Origin of the sequence: Salinicola sp. 4072 (assembly GCF_036663415.1) — a bacterium.
Lineage (GTDB): Bacteria > Pseudomonadota > Gammaproteobacteria > Pseudomonadales > Halomonadaceae > Salinicola > Salinicola salarius_A.
Genome location: NZ_JAXOVV010000043.1, coordinates 1 through 16400, shown reverse-complemented (window position 1 = coordinate 16400; position 16400 = coordinate 1). Strand labels below are relative to the sequence as shown.

The following is a 16400-nucleotide window of genomic DNA, read 5'->3' as shown; positions in this document are numbered from 1 at the left end:
GCATCAAGGGGTTTAGAAAGCTGGAGCTGGTCGTGAACAACGTCCGGTTCCAGGATGGGGAGCAGGTAACCGATCAGTCAGACAGGACTGCCGCCTGACTGCCATCCACCAGATTTGACTATAACTCACTGCGTCGGGTCCACCCCGGCGCTCTTCTTAATACGCGATAAAAGAGGCTCTCCATGCCCCCTCCTAACCCGGTCGAGGTGATCCGCCACGACGATGCTATCGTCGAGATTCGTCTAGTTCGTCCTGAGGTACGAAACGCCTTGAACGAGGCTACAGCCATGGCGTTAGCCGATGCTCTGCAAGCGGCAGCCGAGGACGTCAATGTGCACTGTGTATTGCTGTATGGCGATGGCGCCAGCTTCTGTGCCGGCGCTGATATCGCCGAGTTCGAAGCGAACCCAACTGCGCTCGCTAGCGAACGCCTCGCCACGCTATTCACACCGGCGCTACGGTGCATGGTCGAGATGCCAAAGCCAGTCATCACTGCGGTCAACGGCGCTGCTGCGGGCATCGGTATCGCCTATGTCCTGTCCAGCGATCTGGTGTTGATGGCGCGCTCAGCCTATCTCAAGCTGGCATTCATCGACGTCGGCCTGATTCCCGATGGAGGCATTACCTGGCACCTGGTGCGCCGTCTCGGCCATGTCCGCGCCTTCGAACTGGCAGCCACCGCCGCACCGATTGACGCTCCAACCTGCCGCGCGCTCGGGCTCGCCAATCATGTGGTACACGACGAGTCATTGCATGACGAGGCGTTGCGCTGGGCGCGGGTGCTTGTTTCTCAACCCCGCCAGGCCGTCGCTCACGTCAAGAACGCCCTACGTGCTTCGGCCCTGAACGATTTGGACACATCCTTGGAGTTAGAGGGACAGCTGCAAGATGCCTGCAAGGCTTCGCCGGAGTTCGCTGAAAGAATTGCTGCTTTTCGCGCCGCACGCCGGCGCTGAGCAATAAGCCAATGAAAAGCCCCGCGAGCGGGGCCAGGGCAGTGATGAACTCGGAGGAGCTAGAAGTTGTATTGCGCCGAGAAATGTACCCGGTCGAGATCATAGGTATCACCATCAACTTCCTCAAGATCGAACCGCTGTTACTCGATGCCATAGGTAGTATTTGCCATCGGCGACCACATTAGATTCACGAAGGTAGTGTCATAATTATCTGTCATGTCACCCGAGCCCGTCTCATCCAGCCCGGTCCGCGAGTATGCTAGCGAGCTGCGCCATTCATCGTTCCAGTAGTGGCGATAAATCGCCGAAGCCCCCCAGGCGTCGACGCCCCCGATCTCTCCATTCTCGATCTGAGCGTCCGGATAGGGGCGCAGGCCCATGTAACGCCCTAAATTTCCATAGTTAACTTGCAGGCGGATGTCGTCTTGCCCGATGGTTGGGAAGCGGCCAGTCACGCTGTAGGCATCGCCCCATTCGCTATCATCCTCTTCACCATTGTCGACTCTTAGCTGGCGTGCCAAGGCAGCCACTGAGGCATGTCCCCAGTCGCCATCAAAATTTACTCGCCCAATGACAGATATCCGGGATGGACTGATCATCCCCCCCATCTTCTGGGTTCTCCAGGGCGAACTGTAGGCTACCGCCCCCAAAGGGTTGGGTGTAGCGCAACTGTGCCTGACGTACAAAGATCACACTGGCATGCTGGCCGAAGGCGTCGACTTCACCCAACCCGTTAAGGTCCATAAAAGTTGACCACGTCTGACCGGCTAACCAATTGCCCCAACTGCCATAAGCATGACGTAGACGCGGCGCGTATGAATTGCTGACGAACTCGTTGGCCTCATCCTCAGCACCGTAGAAATCGATCTCGACAAAGGTCTTGAGTGTATCGCCTGCCAATGGTGTATTGGTGCCAACATTCACGCGACTCTGACGCGCACTGAAACTGTTTCGGCTGCCCAGGTCCTCATCGACGCGGCGCAGTGAGCTGGGCGTAACGATCTCACTGGCCTTATTATCGCCATATCCATTGTTGGCTAGCGTGGCTTGCGCCTTGATATAACCGCCGATCGATAGCGTGGTTTCACCGATCTGCAGGTCTCCCTTCGGCGTGCGGGTGACAGCCTTGTCGCTGGCCGTGGCGACCTCTTCCTGGGTTGCCCTTTGTTGTGACTTGAGTTCATCGATTTGTGCTTGAAGCGCCTGCATCTGTGTTTGAAGGGCCTCAATTTGGGAGGGGTTGGCCTGTGCGTTTGCCACTCCCAACGGCAGCATAAGGGAGACACTCATGGCCGTGAGCTTTGTTATTCGTCTAGCGGGTTTAAACATACTGATCCTCATTATTTTTTTAAGCGCACGGTGCCCTTCCGCTGCCGATTCGGCAGCGGAGTAGGTATGAAGGCATCATGCTGGGGATGACTTGCGCAGGAGCCCAAGTCGTTGGGGCAGGAAACGTATCCTGCTACCGCGCCATGTCGGCGCTTGCTCGTTTGTTATTAGCTATCGGAGAGCAGGTAGCGATCATCTCTATAGCGATCTCTCCAGCTCGGGCAAAATCTGGAACAGATCGCCCACCAGACCGTAATCGGCAATCTGGAAGATCGGTGCTTCCTCGTCCTTGTTGATCGCCACGATCACCTTGGAGTCCTTCATCCCCGCCAGGTGCTGGATCGCCCCGCTGATTCCCACCGCGATGTACAGTTCAGGGGCGACGATCTTGCCGGTCTGCCCCACCTGCATGTCGTTGGGCACGAAACCGGCATCCACCGCCGCGCGCGAGGCCCCGATTGCTGCACCCAGCTTGTCGGCGATACCGTCGAGCAGCTTGAAGTTCTCGCCATTGCCCATGCCGCGACCGCCGGAGATGACTACCCGTGCCGCACTCAATTCAGGGCGCTCACTCTGCTCGAGCCGCTCGTCGACAAAGCTCGACAGGCTATTGTCGACCGTGGCATCGACCGCTTCGATGGCGGCACTGCCAGTCTCGCCAGCGGCATCGAAGGCGGTGCTGCGCACAGTAAGCACCTTGAGCGGATCGGCGCTCTGCACGGTAGCAATGGCATTACCGGCATAGATGGGTCGCTTGAAGGTATCGGCGCTCACCACATCGAGGATGTCGGAAATGGCGGCGACGTCCTTGAGCGCGGCGAGCCGCGGCAGCACGTTCTTGCCGGTGGTGGAGGAGCTGGCCAGCACGTGGCTATAGTCATCGGCGAGACGCACCAGCAGATCGGCCAGCGGCTCGGCAAGCTGATGAGCATAGACCGCATGGTCGACGATGCGCACACGGTTCACGCCGTCAAGCTTCGCGGCCTGCTCGGCCACGCTCTGCACCTCCTGACCCGCTACCAGCAGGTCGATGTCGCCACCGCTGTCCTTGACAATCTGTTGTGCGGCCGCCACCACATGAGCCGTGGTGCCGGCGAGTTGACCGTCATGATGGTCGGCGAGAATCAATACGCTCATGAGATCACCTTGGCTTCATTCTTGAGTTTATCGACGAGCTCGTCCACCGAGCCGACCTTGATGCCGCCCTTGCGCTCGGCTGGGGTTTCGACCTGCAACTGGGTGACCTGCGAGGCAATAGCGACACCGAGCTCCTCGGGGGTTCTAGTGTCGAGCGGCTTCTTCTTGGCCTTCATGATATCGGGCAGCTTGGCGTAGCGCGGCTCGTTGAGGCGCAGGTCAGTGGTGACCACGGCGGGCAGCTTGAGCGCCACGGTCTGCAGGCCGCCGTCGATCTCGCGGGTCACGTTGACGGTGCCGTCCTGGATATCCACCTTCGACGCGTAGGTACCCTGCCCCCAGCCGGTCAGGGCGGCAAGCATCTGCCCGGTCTGGTTATTGTCGGTATCGATGGCCTGCTTGCCGAGGATCACCAGTTGCGGTTGCTCCTCGTCGACCACTCGCTTGAGCAGCTTGGCGACCGCCAGTGACTCGACGCGCTCGTCGGTAGACACGTGAACAGCCCGGTCGGCCCCCAGCGCCAGCGCGGTGCGCAACTGCTCCTGGGCGGCCTTGGGCCCGATGGTCACAGCGACGACTTCCGTCGCTATGCCCTTCTCCTTTAGGCGAACCGCTTCTTCCACCGCGATCTCGCAGAACGGATTCATGGCCATCTTGACGTTGGTAAGGTCGACGTCGGAGTGATCCGCCTTGACGCGGACCTTGACGTTGTAGTCGATGACGCGTTTGACCGCGACGAGGATTTTCATGAACGACTCCCACTACAGCTGTTTCTCTATGCGAAATTACATTTCGTACTTTGAAAAAACGATAGAATCGTTAGCACAATGGCGTCAAGCACTGCGGTTGCTGCCTATACCAAAGGACTACAATCGGATTGCCTGTACTCTGGAAGGCAGATAAGCATTATTTGTTCTGTATAGTGGAATTCATGAGTGCTTATTCAGAATTGATTGGTGAGCAAAAACCAGGCGGCCATCACCGGAACCACGCCGAGCATGAAGGCGCCATTCCAGCGATAACCGATACGCCACGACGATACGCCGGAGAAACGCGAAAGGATTAACATTGACGCGGTGAGTGGCGATGACATTAATGCCAGACACCAGCCCACCATCAGCGACACGCCGATCAAGGGCGGAGGTAACCCGGGAATATTTAGCGCGGGGAGCAACCCGGCCAGCAAAGTAACGCTCACGATGGGGTTAAGCCCTACCTGGGCGGTAATAAGCACCAAGAGCATGGCGATGACAGCATTCCAGGCACCCAGCGGTGCCAGCCAGCCCAGTGGATCCACCAATGTTTGTGGGTCGATCAGCGCCACACACAGGTGGCCGACATAACCCGCCGAGCCCAATACAACCACCTCACTACCCAATGGCCCCAGCAGCCACGGCAGTTGGCGATGAAAAGTGATGGCGGCCGGCACTAACCCCCACCCCTTCATCCCTCGACGCTGCCAGGCCAGCCATAACCATGAGGCCAAGGGAGCACCGACCAGGGTTGCGATGGGTAGACGTACATCGAGCAGATAAGCTAGCGAGAAAACCAGCAACACAATGCCCAGCAGTAGCACGCAAAAGCGCCGCAGCGGGGACAGCGAAGGGGCTGAGGAGGATGGAGAGCGACGCGGCGGATGTGGTCCCGTGAGCTGGTCGACCAACCAGCCCCCTAGGAAGATGACTATGGCTGCGCCATATGAGTAAGGTGCCAATTCCCGCCACTGCACCGATGGCATGCTAGCAAGAATCACCGCGACACCGATTCCCATCGGCGAGATCAGCGGCGCCAGCGAAAAACCACGCAGCAATGCCATCAACATGCGTCGCTGACGAGCTTTTTGGACCCACTCCCTGCCATCGGCCGCGGCTAAGGTATTGCTCTTCTCGATCATTCCAGCGAATAGATTGAGAACACCAATATTAAGAATCACACCGAACAACCCTGAGCCGAGCGACAGGATAGGGTAACGCCGCGCCGGCGGCTGATGCAGCATCGCCTGGCTACATTGTCGCACCAGGCGCGAGCGATAGGCTGGTAAGCGTAGCAGGCTCAGGGCGGCAACAAAGGTAGCAAAAAAGGCAAAACGTCCCATCGCTTCGCTGAGCAATGGCCAAACGTCATCAACACGCCATAACGCAACCAATGTGATCATGGCAGCGAATAACAGCAGCCCCATCGCCATGCGCGATAGGCGCCCCCACTGAGATATCAAATAACCGATCAGCAGCAGCCCAGCTAGCCCGTGCGCCCAAGCATTATTTAGCACCAAGCCAACCAATGTGGCCAACATTACTGTGCCGAGCAGACGGGCACCGGTGCGCAGAGTCACGAAGGCTCCATTATATTACTCAGCCTAGCCAGCGCGGTGTCTGCTTCGGCTTCGAGCTCGGCGACAATATCAGCAAGTGGTGCACTACGTGCCGTTAGCCCAACACCCTGGCCAACCGATAGCGCGCCCTGCCGCCAATCACCGCTGGCATAGGCGGCCTTACCCAGGCTGCCACGCACATACGGCATTAATTGCTGGATATCAATGATGCCTTGCCCCTCGAGCGCCTCTACCATCGCGGTAGTGTCGTTGCGCAGCACTCGCATCGAGTTGCGCAACGACGCCATGATCAGAGTTGTATCCCCTGGCTGGGCTTCGACTAGGCGGCACTTGTACTTAGCATGGGCAGGGATCTCATCAGAAACCAGAAAGTGCGTACCGATGGCCACCCCCGAGGCGCCCAACGCCAGTGCCGCGACGATTTGCTCGCCAGTGGCGATACCCCCGCCCAAGGCAAAGGGTATCGTCAAGGCGCGCGCGGCCAGCGCCCCTTGCACCATGGTCCCGACCGGCGATTCGCCGGGATGGCCACCACACTCGGCTCCCACCAGGATTACGGCGTCAACACCTGCAGCCTCGGCCTTCAGTGCGTGTCGTAGCTGGGGCACCTTGTGTACTACGCTGCACCCGCCGGCCTTGAGAGCGGCGACGTAGGGCGATGGATCGCGCCCCGAAGTTTCGACGACGGCGATGCGCTCCTCAACAATCAACGACATGATCTCATCAGTGCGATCGCCGGGTAACAGCTTGGGGAGCATCGATACGTTGACGCCGAAAGCGCGTCCATTAAGAAGCTCACGGCAGCGCTGGATCTCATCACGTAGGGCACTGGTATCGGAGAACGTCGCCGCTGAAATGAAGCCCATCATACCGGCATCCACCGCCGCGGCGACATACTCGGCATTGGCCAGCCACTGTAACCCGGTTGCCATGATCGGTAGCCGAGTGCCTAACTGCCGGGATAGCAGCGTGTCACGCCAGTTATAGTGAGGTTTGGGAATCGGCGTAGCGCCGGTCATGCCGGCTCACCTGTTTGCGACTGACTGGCGCGGCGTACACGAAAAGTGCCCTCACCCATGGCTACTACGTTTCCCTCGGCGTCTAGCACTTCGCCGCTGGACATGAAGGTTGACCGGCCACCCCCGCGACGGCGTCCGATAGCACGCAATACACCACTGCGCGCCGGGGCGATGAAGGTACTGGTCAGCGAAAGCGTCATACCCTTTCGCACTTGCCCCGGCTCAGGACAGTAGAGACCAGCGAGGCTCAGAGCAGTATCCAAAAGTGAGGTGAGCACGCCGCCGTGAACAATGCCGCTGCGGTTAAGATGTTGCTCACCAATAACGAGTTCAATGACGGCATAGTCTTCTTGCCATTCAGTGATGCGCATGCCCAGCAAACGCTGGTACCCGAACGGCTCGCCGGCATCGGGCACATCGGACGATAGCAATTCGGTTGCTGTTGGCTCAGCCATGGGAACGATCCTCCTGCGCCTGCTGGCGAAGACGCCCCTTCAAGATCTTACCGGTAGCGGTTGCCGGGAGTGCATCGACTAAGAAAATTTCACATGGACGCTTGTAAGGCGCCACGCGCTCGGCGATGAAGGCTCGTAATTCATCCTCGCTCAGCGCAGCGCCAGGCTCACACTGAACGAATGCGATTACTTCTTCATTGCCGGCCACTTGGCGACCGACCACTGCCGACAGCGTAACTTCGGGATGCTCATTGATTACCGCCTCGACATCTGGTGGATAGATATTGAAGCCGGAGCGAATGATCAACTCTTTGCTACGCCCAACAATATGCAACTCACCGCTAGCATCAACACGCGCGATGTCGCCAGTGTTTAGCCAGCCCTCATTATCAAGGCAAGCGCGGGTAGCCTCCGGCTGTCGAAAATAGCCACGCATCACGTTAGGGCCACGCACCCATAGCTCGCCGGTCTCCGGAGCCTCGGCATCGGTACTTCCCAGCGGCTCGAGGCGGTACTCGAGCAGGGGTAATACGCGTCCTACGGTCGTGTTGGTTGGCGTGTCGTCAATGCGTGTCTGGCTAATTGTCGGGCTGGCCTCGGTAAGACCATAGCCGTTGTGCAGCGTCTGCCCAAAGGCTGCCTCCACGCGGCGCTTAAGATCGCCATCCAATGGCGATCCGCCAGCTGAGATGTAAATGAGAGCCGGGGCTTCCAGTGCCATGCCTTCCTGTTTGAGATACTCGAGCACGCGTGCGTACATTGCCGGTACCCCTTGAAGCACGGTAATACGCTCTGTAACCAGCGCTTTCAGTAGCGCGGGTGTTTCGAAGCGCGGTACCGGATAGAGGCAGGCCCCGTTGTATAATGAGCCCACGCACACTGAGGCTAGGCCAAATACATGAGACATAGGCAGCACGCCGTAGACGCGTTGTCCTTGAGAGAGGTGGCGCATGCCACCTGAGATCGAAGCGATGTAGAGAATGCCTCGGTGGGTCAACATCACGCCCTTAGGCGTGCCAGTGGTGCCCGAGGTATAGATCATCGCCGCGACCTGTTTGGCACCGCTGGGATGTACCGGCTCGGTGACCGTATCGGCAAGCGGGCTGATCATCAATTCGCCGAGACTGGTGTGCTGGAAGGTCTCTGCACCATGTCTCACGCCATGTGCGGCAGCGTCGCGCGATGCGGCAGTGGTATAAAAGATGCGCCTTGGTTCGCAATTGTTGCGGATCTGATCGATCTCCTTGGCCGACAAGCGAGAATTGACGATCGCCAGCCAAGCATTCATCTCGCTCGCTGCCAGTAGTAGCACCACTAGCGCGCGGCAGTTCTCACTCACTGTCATCAGGCGGTCGCCTGGACGCACACCCAGGGAGTCCAACCAGACGGTAGCGGAACGTACCTCCTCTGCCAGTTCGGCATAGCTCCAGCGCACCTCACCATCGACGATGGCTTCCTGCTGCGGCTGACGTTCGGCCAATTCGAGCACCCGGGTGCTTAACCGTTCAGGCAATTCTGCTATCAGCTCACTGGCCCAACGACCATTGATCCGTTCGTCTGCAGCCTGGTAGGGGTGAGATAGCTGCATTATTGCGCCTCCCGTACCATATTGCGCGCAACTACCAGCTGCTGGATCTGGGTAGTCCCTTCGTATATGCGAAACAGCCGTACGTCGCGATAGAAGCGCTCGACAGCATACTCAGCCATGTAACCTGAACCACCATGGACCTGTACTGCGCGGTCAGCGACACGGCCAACCATCTCGGCGCAGAACAGTTTGGCGCACGATGCTAGCGTCGAAACATTCTCGCCTGCATCCTTGCGCCGCGCGGCATCCATGACCATGGCACGTCCGGCGTAGGCTTCGGTCTTACTGTCAGCGAGCATCGCTTGGATCAGTTGATGCTCGGATAGGGGAACCCCGAACTGTTTGCGCTCCATGGCGAAGTTCAACGACTCCTCTACCAGGCGCTCGGCCACTCCCACGCATACCGCTGAGATATGCAAACGGCCTCGATCTAACACTTTCATCGCGGTCTTGAAGCCTTGGCCCTCTCGCCCGCCGATAATGTTCTCAGCCGGCACGCGGCAGTTGTCGAAGATGATGTCGCAAGTATGTGCTCCCTTCTGGCCCATCTTCATATCAGCCGGGCCACGCTGAATGCCAGGGGTGTCTCCCTCAACAATGAAGGCACTAATGCCTCCCGCACCTTTATTATCTGGATCGGTGCGAGCCATCACAGTGAAAAGATCGGCCTCGGGGCCATTCGTGATGAAGCGCTTGGTGCCGTTGAGTATGTAGTGATCTCCGTCACGAATTGCGGTGGTGCGCAAGCTGGCTGCGTCGGAACCAGAGTCAGGTTCGGTAAGACAGAATGAACTGATAATTTCGCCGGTGGCTAAGCGCGGTACATACTTAGCCTTTTGCTCTGGCGTACCATCGATCAAGATTCCTTGGGCACCGATACCATTATTGGTGCCAAAAACTGAGCGAAATGCCGGAGACGTTTTGCCAATCTCCATCGCTACCAGCGCCTCTTCCTCCATGGTCAGGCCGAGGCCGCCGAACTCTTCAGGAATCGACAAGCCAAACAGCCCCATTTCCTTCATTTGCTCGAGAATCTCGGCGGGGACCGCATCGTCCTCGGCCAGGCGGGCCTCATTGGGAATCAGACGCTCACGTACGAAGCGTGAAATCGTATCCAATAACTGATCCAGCAGTTCCTGATCTCGAATCATGGCGGGTCCTCGCTGTTTTCTTGTCTGGTCTCTTAAAGCTTAAAGAAGCATTTGCGCTGGTGGTCTTCGACTTTAGTTTTGCTTTGCGAAACCGTCTTTCGCATATCTTGCGATGCACTGTTGCACAGCCTATGATGACCGTCAATATTCAGAATCAAGTTTTGCAATGCGAAACAAACAGGAGGCACGCTAGGTCATGAGCAAGCCCATCACCACCATTGGGATTATTGGCACCGGCGCCATGGGACGCGGTATTGCGCAGATTGCTGCTGAAGCGGGCCTGCGAGTCAAGATGCACGACACGCGTGAAGCCGCAGTTAGTGAAGCCCAGGCATTCATAAGCAAACTCTGGTCACGCGCCGTTGAGAAACAGCGCTTCAGCCAGGCCCGTGCCGACGAAATGATCAGCTTGCTCGAGGAAGCAAGAACACTGGAAACCATGGCCGAGTGTGATCTAGTCATTGAGGCCATCGTGGAGCGCGTGGACGCCAAGCAGGCCCTATTCAAGCAACTCGAACAAATTCTCGCTGAGCACGCCATTCTGGCTACTAACACATCATCACTGTCAGTCACCGAGATAGCCTCAGCCTGCGCACGTCCAGAGCGAGTAATTGGCCTTCACTTCTTCAATCCCGTCCCTTTAATGAAAATCGTTGAGGTCATTCCAGGGGTGAAAACTGATCCTGAGGTGACCGAGGCGGCCGAAGCCTTAGGTCAACGATTCGGGCACTTCACTGCAAAGACCACTGATACCCCAGGGTTCTTGGTTAATCATGCCGGACGTGCATTCGGTACTGAGGCCTTACGAATACTTTCGGAAGGTGTTACAGACCATGTCACTATCGACCGCCTGCTGAAGGATCAGGGTGACTTCCGGATGGGCCCATTCACACTGCTTGACTTAACTGGCCTGGACGTCTCGCACTCAGTGATGGAATCGATTTACCACCAATACTACCAAGAGCCGCGCTTTCGCCCTTCACCACTGACAGGACAACGTCTAGCTGCTGGCCTGCTGGGCCGCAAGAGTGGAGAAGGATTCTATCGCTACGATAATGGACAAGCGGTGTTGCCCGAGGAGCCTACAGCTCCGAGCGCCAAGCCGATTCCAGTGTGGATTAGTGCCGAGGACACAAATGCTAACCGGGCGCTGGTCCGTATGGTCGAAGCGGCTGGCTGGGAACTAGAAGCAGGCAATGTTCCCAGTGATAAGGCACTTTGTTTGTTGACACCTTATGGCGAAGACACCACTGACTGTGCCCTGCGTCAGCAACTCGACCCGTCACGTTGCGTTGCTGTAGATATGCTTGCTGGTCTCAATAAGCGTCGCTGCCTCATGACCAGCCCCGCGACCCTCGCTGTGGTACGCGATGCAGCTCATGCACTGTTTTCCTATGATGGAGAGCCCGTCAGCGTGATCAATGACAGCACCGGGTTTGTGCTACAGCGTGTGGTGGCATGCATTGTCAATGTTGGTGCCGATATCGCTCAGCAGCGTGTTGCCGAGCCAGAGATCATTGACCGTGCAGTCGAGCTAGGCCTGGGTTATCCCAGGGGCCCGCTGGCCATGGGGGAGCATTACGGCTCTCAGCGCATCTTAACCATTTTGGAAAATTTGCTAGCCGCTACTGGTGACCCACGTTACCGGCCTAGCCCTTGGCTACGCCGTCGTGCTCGTCTGGGTATCCCATTGAACGTTACCAGCGCCTAATAGTTCGTTAAAACACGGAGCTTATCATGCAAGACGCTTACCTTTATGACGGTATTCGCACTCCTTTCGGTCGCCATGGCGGCGCGCTCGCAGGGGTACGTCCAGATGACCTGCTGGGTTTAACTCTGAAGCATTTGATTGATCGTAATGCGTTCGCCGCCGATGCTTATGAAGAGGTCCTTGCTGGTTGCACCAATCAGGCAGGAGAGGATTCACGTAACGTTGCTCGCCACGCGGCGCTTCTGGCGGGCCTACCGGTCGAGGTAGCTGGCCAGACTATCAACCGTCTGTGCGGTAGCGGCTTGGCAGCGATCCTTGATGCCGTTCGAGCCATCCGCTGTGATGAGGGTGCGCTGTTTCTGGCCGGTGGTGTCGAGAGCATGAGCCGCGCACCTTATGTGCTGGGAAAAGCCGACTCTGCCTATGCGCGAAATCAGCCTCTGTACGATACGGTGATTGGTTCACGCTTTCCTAACCCATGGATCACCAAAGAATATGGTAGCCACAGCATGCCGGAGACTGCGGACAACGTGGCGCATGATCTAAGCATCAGTCGAGATGCTGCCGATGCCTATGCCGCACGCTCACAGGCACGCTACGCCGAAGCATTGGCAAAAGGCTTCTATAATGAGGAACTGTTAACGGTCGAGGTTGCCCAAGGCCGCAAGCAGCCGCCCAGGCTAGTAGAAGAGGATGAGCATCCACGACCCGGCAGCGATGTCGAAAAGCTTGGCCGCTTGCCGGCGTTATTCGAGAATGGTGTGGTCTCAGCAGGAAACGCGTCTGGGCTCAATGATGGTGCTGCAGCGATGATCGTAGGCAGTCTTGCAGCTGGCGAGAAGGCAGGTATGGCGCCGCGTGGACGCATTCTATCGGGGGCCGTTGCGGGGGTTCCCCCACGAGTGATGGGGTTGGGGCCAGTGCCGGCCAGTGAGAAGGCCCTTGCACGTGCAGGTCTGTCGCTGGACCAGATGGACCTGATCGAAATCAATGAAGCATTTGCGGTACAGGTGCTGGGCTGTGTTAACCAACTGGGTATGTCTCCCGAGGATAGCCGCCTGAACCCTAACGGGGGAGCCATTGCAATTGGCCATCCTCTGGGCGCCTCAGGGGCTCGCCTAGCGCTAACTGCACTGCGCCAATTAGAAGCAACTGGTGGTCGCTACGCTCTGGTGACTATGTGTATTGGTGTTGGTCAAGGCATTGCCGCGGTGATAGAGCGTTGCGAGTAAATTTGAAGCCATCAATAAAAAACGCCCGTCGAAGCGGGCGTTTTTCATTTGCTCTCCACAGTAGCACTTGTGCGATACTTGATTTCATTCTGCAAGTTACTATTTTATTTAGCTCTTGGGAGCGCATATGAATAAATCTATGTCTTTTGAGGAGGAGCAGGACGCCGCTGCCAAGGACCGGAATTTCGTCACAGCACTCTCGCGTGGACTCGAATTGCTTAGGGCCTTCGGTGCCGGTGAGGAGTATCTAGGTAACGCAGAGCTTTCCAGCCGGACCGGTATTCCACGCCCTACCGTCTCGCGTCTCACTTATACACTCAAACAGCTCGGCTATCTGCAGCACAATGAACGTTTAGAAAAATACCGTTTAGGGGCAGGTGTGCTCGCGTTAGGCTATCGGTACTTGGCCAGCATGGGGATTCGCGAAATAGCACGACCACATATGCAACGCTTAGCCGATGCTACCGATTGTGCTATCGCCTTGGGCACTGCAGACCGCCTGTCGATGACCTATATCGAAGTGTGTCAGGGTAGCGGGCCGCTATTGATGCGCCTCGAGACGGGTTCACGTATCCCAATGGCTACTACAGCCATCGGTCGCGCTTGGCTTTGTGGTATCCCCTCCGAACGACGCATGCAGCTGATGAATGAGATGCGACAACGCGATCCCGATAATTGGCCGGCCATTGAGGAGTCAATTCAGAGATCGCTTGGCGACTATGCTACGTACGGGTTCTGTCTTTCGCAGGGCGATTGGGAAAGCGAGATCAGCGCAGTCGCTATGCCCCTGATACTTGAGGAAGGTGCCGAGGTAATGGCCATCAACTGCGGTGGCTCGTCATTGCGCCTAAGCCATCGTATTCTGATAGAAAATCTAGGCCCGCGCCTCAAAGAACTCGTCGAACAGATCAAGCAGACGCTAGAGCCGCCTCGTATCGGATGATCCCTAGGCTGCCATGCCGGCGCTATGGATAGATTCGGCATGGCAGACACTAACCATTCTAGCTGTCCTCCAACTGTGCCTTCACCTGTGCGACGATATGCGCGCCGATGGGAATCGCCGAGGTCGCCGCCGGCGAGGGCGCGTTACATACATTGACCGTGCGCCGGGTGTTCACGAACAGGAAATCATCGACCAGCTTGCCGTCGTTGGACACCGCCTGGGCGCGGACTCCGGCAGGGTAAGGCTTGAGATCGTCCAGCGTCAGGCTTGGGCAGTACTTGCGGACTTCTTCTAGGTAACCCTTCTTGTACAACGAATTTTTCAGCTCGATCAGGCCTGGCCGCAGGTTGGTCTTGAGCACCTTGCGTATGCCCGGATTGGTCAGCATGGCCATGGTGTCGGACAAAGAGAAATCGTTCTTGCGATAGCCTTCGCGTTTCCAGGCGAGCACGGCATTGGGACCGACCGTGACGGTGCCATCGATCATACGCGTCAGATGCACACCGAGAAACGGCATTGACGGATCGGGGATTGGGTAGATCAGATGATTGACGATGCGGTTATGCTCGGGGGGCAATAGATAGTACTCACCGCGGAACGGACAGATGGTAAAGTCCGGCTCGATACCCAGCATGCGCACCACACGGTCGGCCATCAGGCCCGAGCAGGACACCAGATGGCGGGTAGTGAACTCGCCCTGACCGGTCTTCACGATGACCTCACCGCTACGCTCCTCCAGGCCCGCCACCGGGGTGGAGAAGCGAATCTCACCACCCGCCGCCTCGAACTCGCGTCCCATCGCGGCGGCGACTTCTGCATAACTGACGATGCCGCTCGAGGGGACGAAGATGCCGCCCAGGCCGGTAATGTTGGGTTCGCGCTCACGCAACTCATCCGCACTTAACCAGTAGCGCTCCAGCCCATTAGCCTCGGTGCGCTCCCAGAGCGCCTGCATGCGCTGCATCTCGAGATCACTGGTGGCGACCAGCAGCTTGCCGCACTCATCATAGGCAACGCCGTGTTCGTCGCAAAATGCCTTGGTGGCACGGTTGCCTTCCAGGCAGAAACGCGCCTTGAGACTGCCCGGCGTGTAGTACACCCCGGCATGAATCACACCGCTATTGTGACCGGTCTGGTGCTGGGCCGGCCCGCTCTCCTTCTCGACGAGGAGCATCTTATGGTCGGGATAGGCCCGGATGAGTTGCATGGCGGTAGACATGCCGAGGATGCCTCCGCCGATGATGATGAAGTCGTACACCGAGCCCCCGCTTCAGATTGCCTAAATCGATACGTCAATGCGTCACACAACCGACAAGCAAGGCGGCCTGCCGGTCTTCTTTGGCGACACGTGAGTTCCTAAAGTGCTTTAAAAATAGCCTCTCAGGTATGCTTAGGATTGGCTAACGTCTGCTTATGAGTGAAGTAACCACGTTGGCGCATCAGTTCTCGGCGCAGGTCAGGGTGTGGGGTGAAGCGATCCCGGCCGTGCAACCAAAAGTGATTATTAATGAGCAGGAAGCTCCCCACTGGTACTGGCACTGAAAGGCGTGCCTCGCTGCTTTCTAGGGATTCCGACATTTCAGTCAACCAATTCCCCTCTTCAAAGTCGCGGGGCTGCACGAATTGATCGATATAAGACATCACCGGCCGACCTTCTGCATCTATATCAAAAACCGAATGATAGACATCGTGACCAACATTTTTGCTAGGAGGCGAAGACCAACGCATCTCTCGGCGGGCCATAGGATGACTGAAAAAGCGATTCAGGTCCTTCCAATCGTCTAGATGAAGCAGAAGCGAGTTACCGCCCTCCATATTTTGCTCATCAATCTTCATCATCAGCACATAATCAGTGTCCTGCTCAACAAAAGTTCCATCATTATGCAGCTCCATAACGCGGTGCGGCTGGCGCAAGTAACTGTCTGAGTTATCGACGTTTTGAACCACGAAACGCGCATAATACTGACCGCTCATGGCATCGAAATTGGAGCGTCCGAAGCAGTGCGCTACAGCAGTAGCAAATTTAACCATCTCATCGGCCTGCTCAACTCGATCGAGCCCCTCCGGGGTCACCAGTAGACCCCCTGTGGATCGATCAACCATCACACTGACCAATAACGGCTGAAGCGTATTGTTACATAGATCATCCAATAGCTTGGCCACGCGGAATCGCAGCATCGACTTATATTCCAATGCTTGGATCGGCCACTGGGCTACAGCTTCGAGGAATGCGCTGACGGTCTTTTCCTCAAAGGTCAAGGTCATCAAGCGTGGGGACTGTTGAGAGCGGGTCAGGGTGAAGCCATCTGTAACAAATTGGGAGATTGGGGTCAGAGCAGTCATTGCAAACCTCTTGGCTGGCTAGAAAGTCGTGTCGAGCTTCATCTAAAAATATCTACATTTTTATTTTTTGTCAAAGTAGGCGGTCTCAAGTTCCAAGCGCAACGCTATTGAAGGGTGCTCGGTCCAGCGACCGATTTCTTGAGCACCTCGGCGTAGACTTCCAGCGGCGTGCGCCAGTCGAGCGTCTTGCGCGGCCGCGTGTTC

15 protein-coding genes are annotated in these 16400 nt (G+C 57.2%); 4 read left to right on the top strand and 11 right to left on the bottom strand.

Annotation, left to right across the window (positions count from 1 at the left end; translation table 11 throughout):
- The first annotated feature begins 182 nt into the window (after positions 1-182).
- The gene (locus tag R3F72_RS17825; protein ID WP_332780393.1) at positions 183-956 is read left to right on the top strand and encodes an enoyl-CoA hydratase/isomerase family protein; all 774 of its coding nucleotides are present in this window, start codon (positions 183-185) and stop codon (positions 954-956) included.
- Positions 957-1096: 140 nt separating this feature from the next.
- Here the strand turns inward: R3F72_RS17825 and R3F72_RS17820 are convergent, their stop codons facing one another.
- The 9 genes from R3F72_RS17820 to R3F72_RS17780 all read right to left on the bottom strand — a co-directional run bounded on the left by R3F72_RS17820 (position 1097) and on the right by R3F72_RS17780 (position 9967).
- The gene (locus R3F72_RS17820; protein ID WP_332780392.1) at positions 1097-1486 is read right to left on the bottom strand and encodes a hypothetical protein; all 390 of its coding nucleotides are present in this window, start codon (positions 1484-1486) and stop codon (positions 1097-1099) included.
- 22 nt (positions 1487-1508) lie between these two features.
- Positions 1509-2231: a DcaP family trimeric outer membrane transporter gene (locus R3F72_RS17815; RefSeq protein ID WP_332780391.1), complete on the bottom strand. Its 723-nt coding sequence runs from the start codon at positions 2229-2231 to the stop codon at positions 1509-1511.
- Positions 2232-2483: 252 nt separating this feature from the next.
- Positions 2484-3422: an electron transfer flavoprotein subunit alpha/FixB family protein gene (locus R3F72_RS17810; protein WP_332780390.1), complete on the bottom strand. Its 939-nt coding sequence runs from the start codon at positions 3420-3422 to the stop codon at positions 2484-2486.
- The gene (locus R3F72_RS17805; protein ID WP_087720872.1) at positions 3419-4171 is read right to left on the bottom strand and encodes an electron transfer flavoprotein subunit beta/FixA family protein; all 753 of its coding nucleotides are present in this window, start codon (positions 4169-4171) and stop codon (positions 3419-3421) included. Before R3F72_RS17805 ends, R3F72_RS17810 begins: the two co-directional genes overlap by 4 nt.
- Positions 4172-4365: 194 nt before the next feature.
- On the bottom strand, positions 4366-5754 hold the full coding sequence (locus R3F72_RS17800) for a hypothetical protein (RefSeq protein ID WP_332780389.1): 1389 nt from the start codon (positions 5752-5754) through the stop codon (positions 4366-4368).
- Positions 5751-6773: an NAD(P)H-dependent flavin oxidoreductase gene (locus R3F72_RS17795; protein ID WP_332780388.1), complete on the bottom strand. Its 1023-nt coding sequence runs from the start codon at positions 6771-6773 to the stop codon at positions 5751-5753. The genes R3F72_RS17800 and R3F72_RS17795 overlap by 4 nt, the downstream gene beginning before the upstream one ends.
- Positions 6770-7228 carry a PaaI family thioesterase gene (locus R3F72_RS17790; protein WP_332780387.1) on the bottom strand — a complete coding sequence of 153 codons (459 nt, stop codon included), beginning with the start codon at positions 7226-7228 and terminating at the stop codon, positions 6770-6772. Before R3F72_RS17790 ends, R3F72_RS17795 begins: the two co-directional genes overlap by 4 nt.
- A complete protein-coding gene (locus R3F72_RS17785; RefSeq protein ID WP_087720868.1) occupies positions 7221-8816 on the bottom strand; it encodes a class I adenylate-forming enzyme family protein in 1596 nt (531 codons plus the stop codon). The genes R3F72_RS17790 and R3F72_RS17785 overlap by 8 nt, the downstream gene beginning before the upstream one ends.
- Positions 8816-9967 (bottom strand): acyl-CoA dehydrogenase family protein, encoded by a 1152-nt coding sequence (locus R3F72_RS17780; RefSeq protein ID WP_087720866.1) that lies wholly within the window; start codon positions 9965-9967, stop codon positions 8816-8818. Before R3F72_RS17780 ends, R3F72_RS17785 begins: the two co-directional genes overlap by 1 nt.
- Positions 9968-10163: 196 nt before the next feature.
- Between R3F72_RS17780 and R3F72_RS17775 the strand changes: the two genes are divergently transcribed.
- From R3F72_RS17775 to R3F72_RS17765, 3 genes are all read left to right on the top strand, one after another.
- Positions 10164-11678, top strand: coding sequence for a 3-hydroxyacyl-CoA dehydrogenase (locus R3F72_RS17775; RefSeq protein WP_332780386.1), 1515 nt, complete (start codon positions 10164-10166; stop codon positions 11676-11678).
- Positions 11679-11704: 26 nt separating this feature from the next.
- Positions 11705-12910 (top strand): 3-oxoadipyl-CoA thiolase, encoded by a 1206-nt coding sequence (locus R3F72_RS17770; protein WP_332780385.1) that lies wholly within the window; start codon positions 11705-11707, stop codon positions 12908-12910.
- 127 nt (positions 12911-13037) lie between these two features.
- The gene (locus R3F72_RS17765) at positions 13038-13853 is read left to right on the top strand and encodes an IclR family transcriptional regulator (RefSeq protein ID WP_332780384.1); all 816 of its coding nucleotides are present in this window, start codon (positions 13038-13040) and stop codon (positions 13851-13853) included.
- Positions 13854-13911: 58 nt separating this feature from the next.
- Here the strand turns inward: R3F72_RS17765 and lhgO are convergent, their stop codons facing one another.
- Both lhgO and glaH read right to left on the bottom strand, forming a co-directional pair.
- Positions 13912-15111, bottom strand: a complete 1200-nt coding sequence (gene lhgO, locus R3F72_RS17760) for an L-2-hydroxyglutarate oxidase (RefSeq protein WP_332780383.1) — start codon at positions 15109-15111, stop codon at positions 13912-13914.
- Between the two features lie 122 nt (positions 15112-15233).
- Complete coding sequence (gene glaH / locus R3F72_RS17755; protein WP_087720857.1) at positions 15234-16196, bottom strand: glutarate dioxygenase GlaH; 963 nt, start codon at positions 16194-16196, stop codon at positions 15234-15236.
- Positions 16197-16400: the final 204 nt, after the last annotated feature.

Coding starts and splice junctions, on each gene's coding strand:
- glaH (WP_087720857.1), bottom strand. CDS start 16,196: ATGACTGCTCTGACCCCAATCTCCCAATTTGTTACAGATGGCTTCACC.
- R3F72_RS17785 (WP_087720868.1), bottom strand. CDS start 8,816: ATGCAGCTATCTCACCCCTACCAGGCTGCAGACGAACGGATCAATGGT.
- R3F72_RS17780 (WP_087720866.1), bottom strand. CDS start 9,967: ATGATTCGAGATCAGGAACTGCTGGATCAGTTATTGGATACGATTTCA.
- R3F72_RS17790 (WP_332780387.1), bottom strand. CDS start 7,228: ATGGCTGAGCCAACAGCAACCGAATTGCTATCGTCCGATGTGCCCGAT.
- R3F72_RS17765 (WP_332780384.1), top strand. CDS start 13,038: ATGAATAAATCTATGTCTTTTGAGGAGGAGCAGGACGCCGCTGCCAAG.
- R3F72_RS17775 (WP_332780386.1), top strand. CDS start 10,164: ATGAGCAAGCCCATCACCACCATTGGGATTATTGGCACCGGCGCCATG.
- R3F72_RS17825 (WP_332780393.1), top strand. CDS start 183: ATGCCCCCTCCTAACCCGGTCGAGGTGATCCGCCACGACGATGCTATC.
- R3F72_RS17805 (WP_087720872.1), bottom strand. CDS start 4,171: ATGAAAATCCTCGTCGCGGTCAAACGCGTCATCGACTACAACGTCAAG.
- R3F72_RS17770 (WP_332780385.1), top strand. CDS start 11,705: ATGCAAGACGCTTACCTTTATGACGGTATTCGCACTCCTTTCGGTCGC.
- R3F72_RS17795 (WP_332780388.1), bottom strand. CDS start 6,773: ATGACCGGCGCTACGCCGATTCCCAAACCTCACTATAACTGGCGTGAC.
- R3F72_RS17810 (WP_332780390.1), bottom strand. CDS start 3,422: ATGAGCGTATTGATTCTCGCCGACCATCATGACGGTCAACTCGCCGGC.
- R3F72_RS17815 (WP_332780391.1), bottom strand. CDS start 2,231: ATGCTGCCGTTGGGAGTGGCAAACGCACAGGCCAACCCCTCCCAAATT.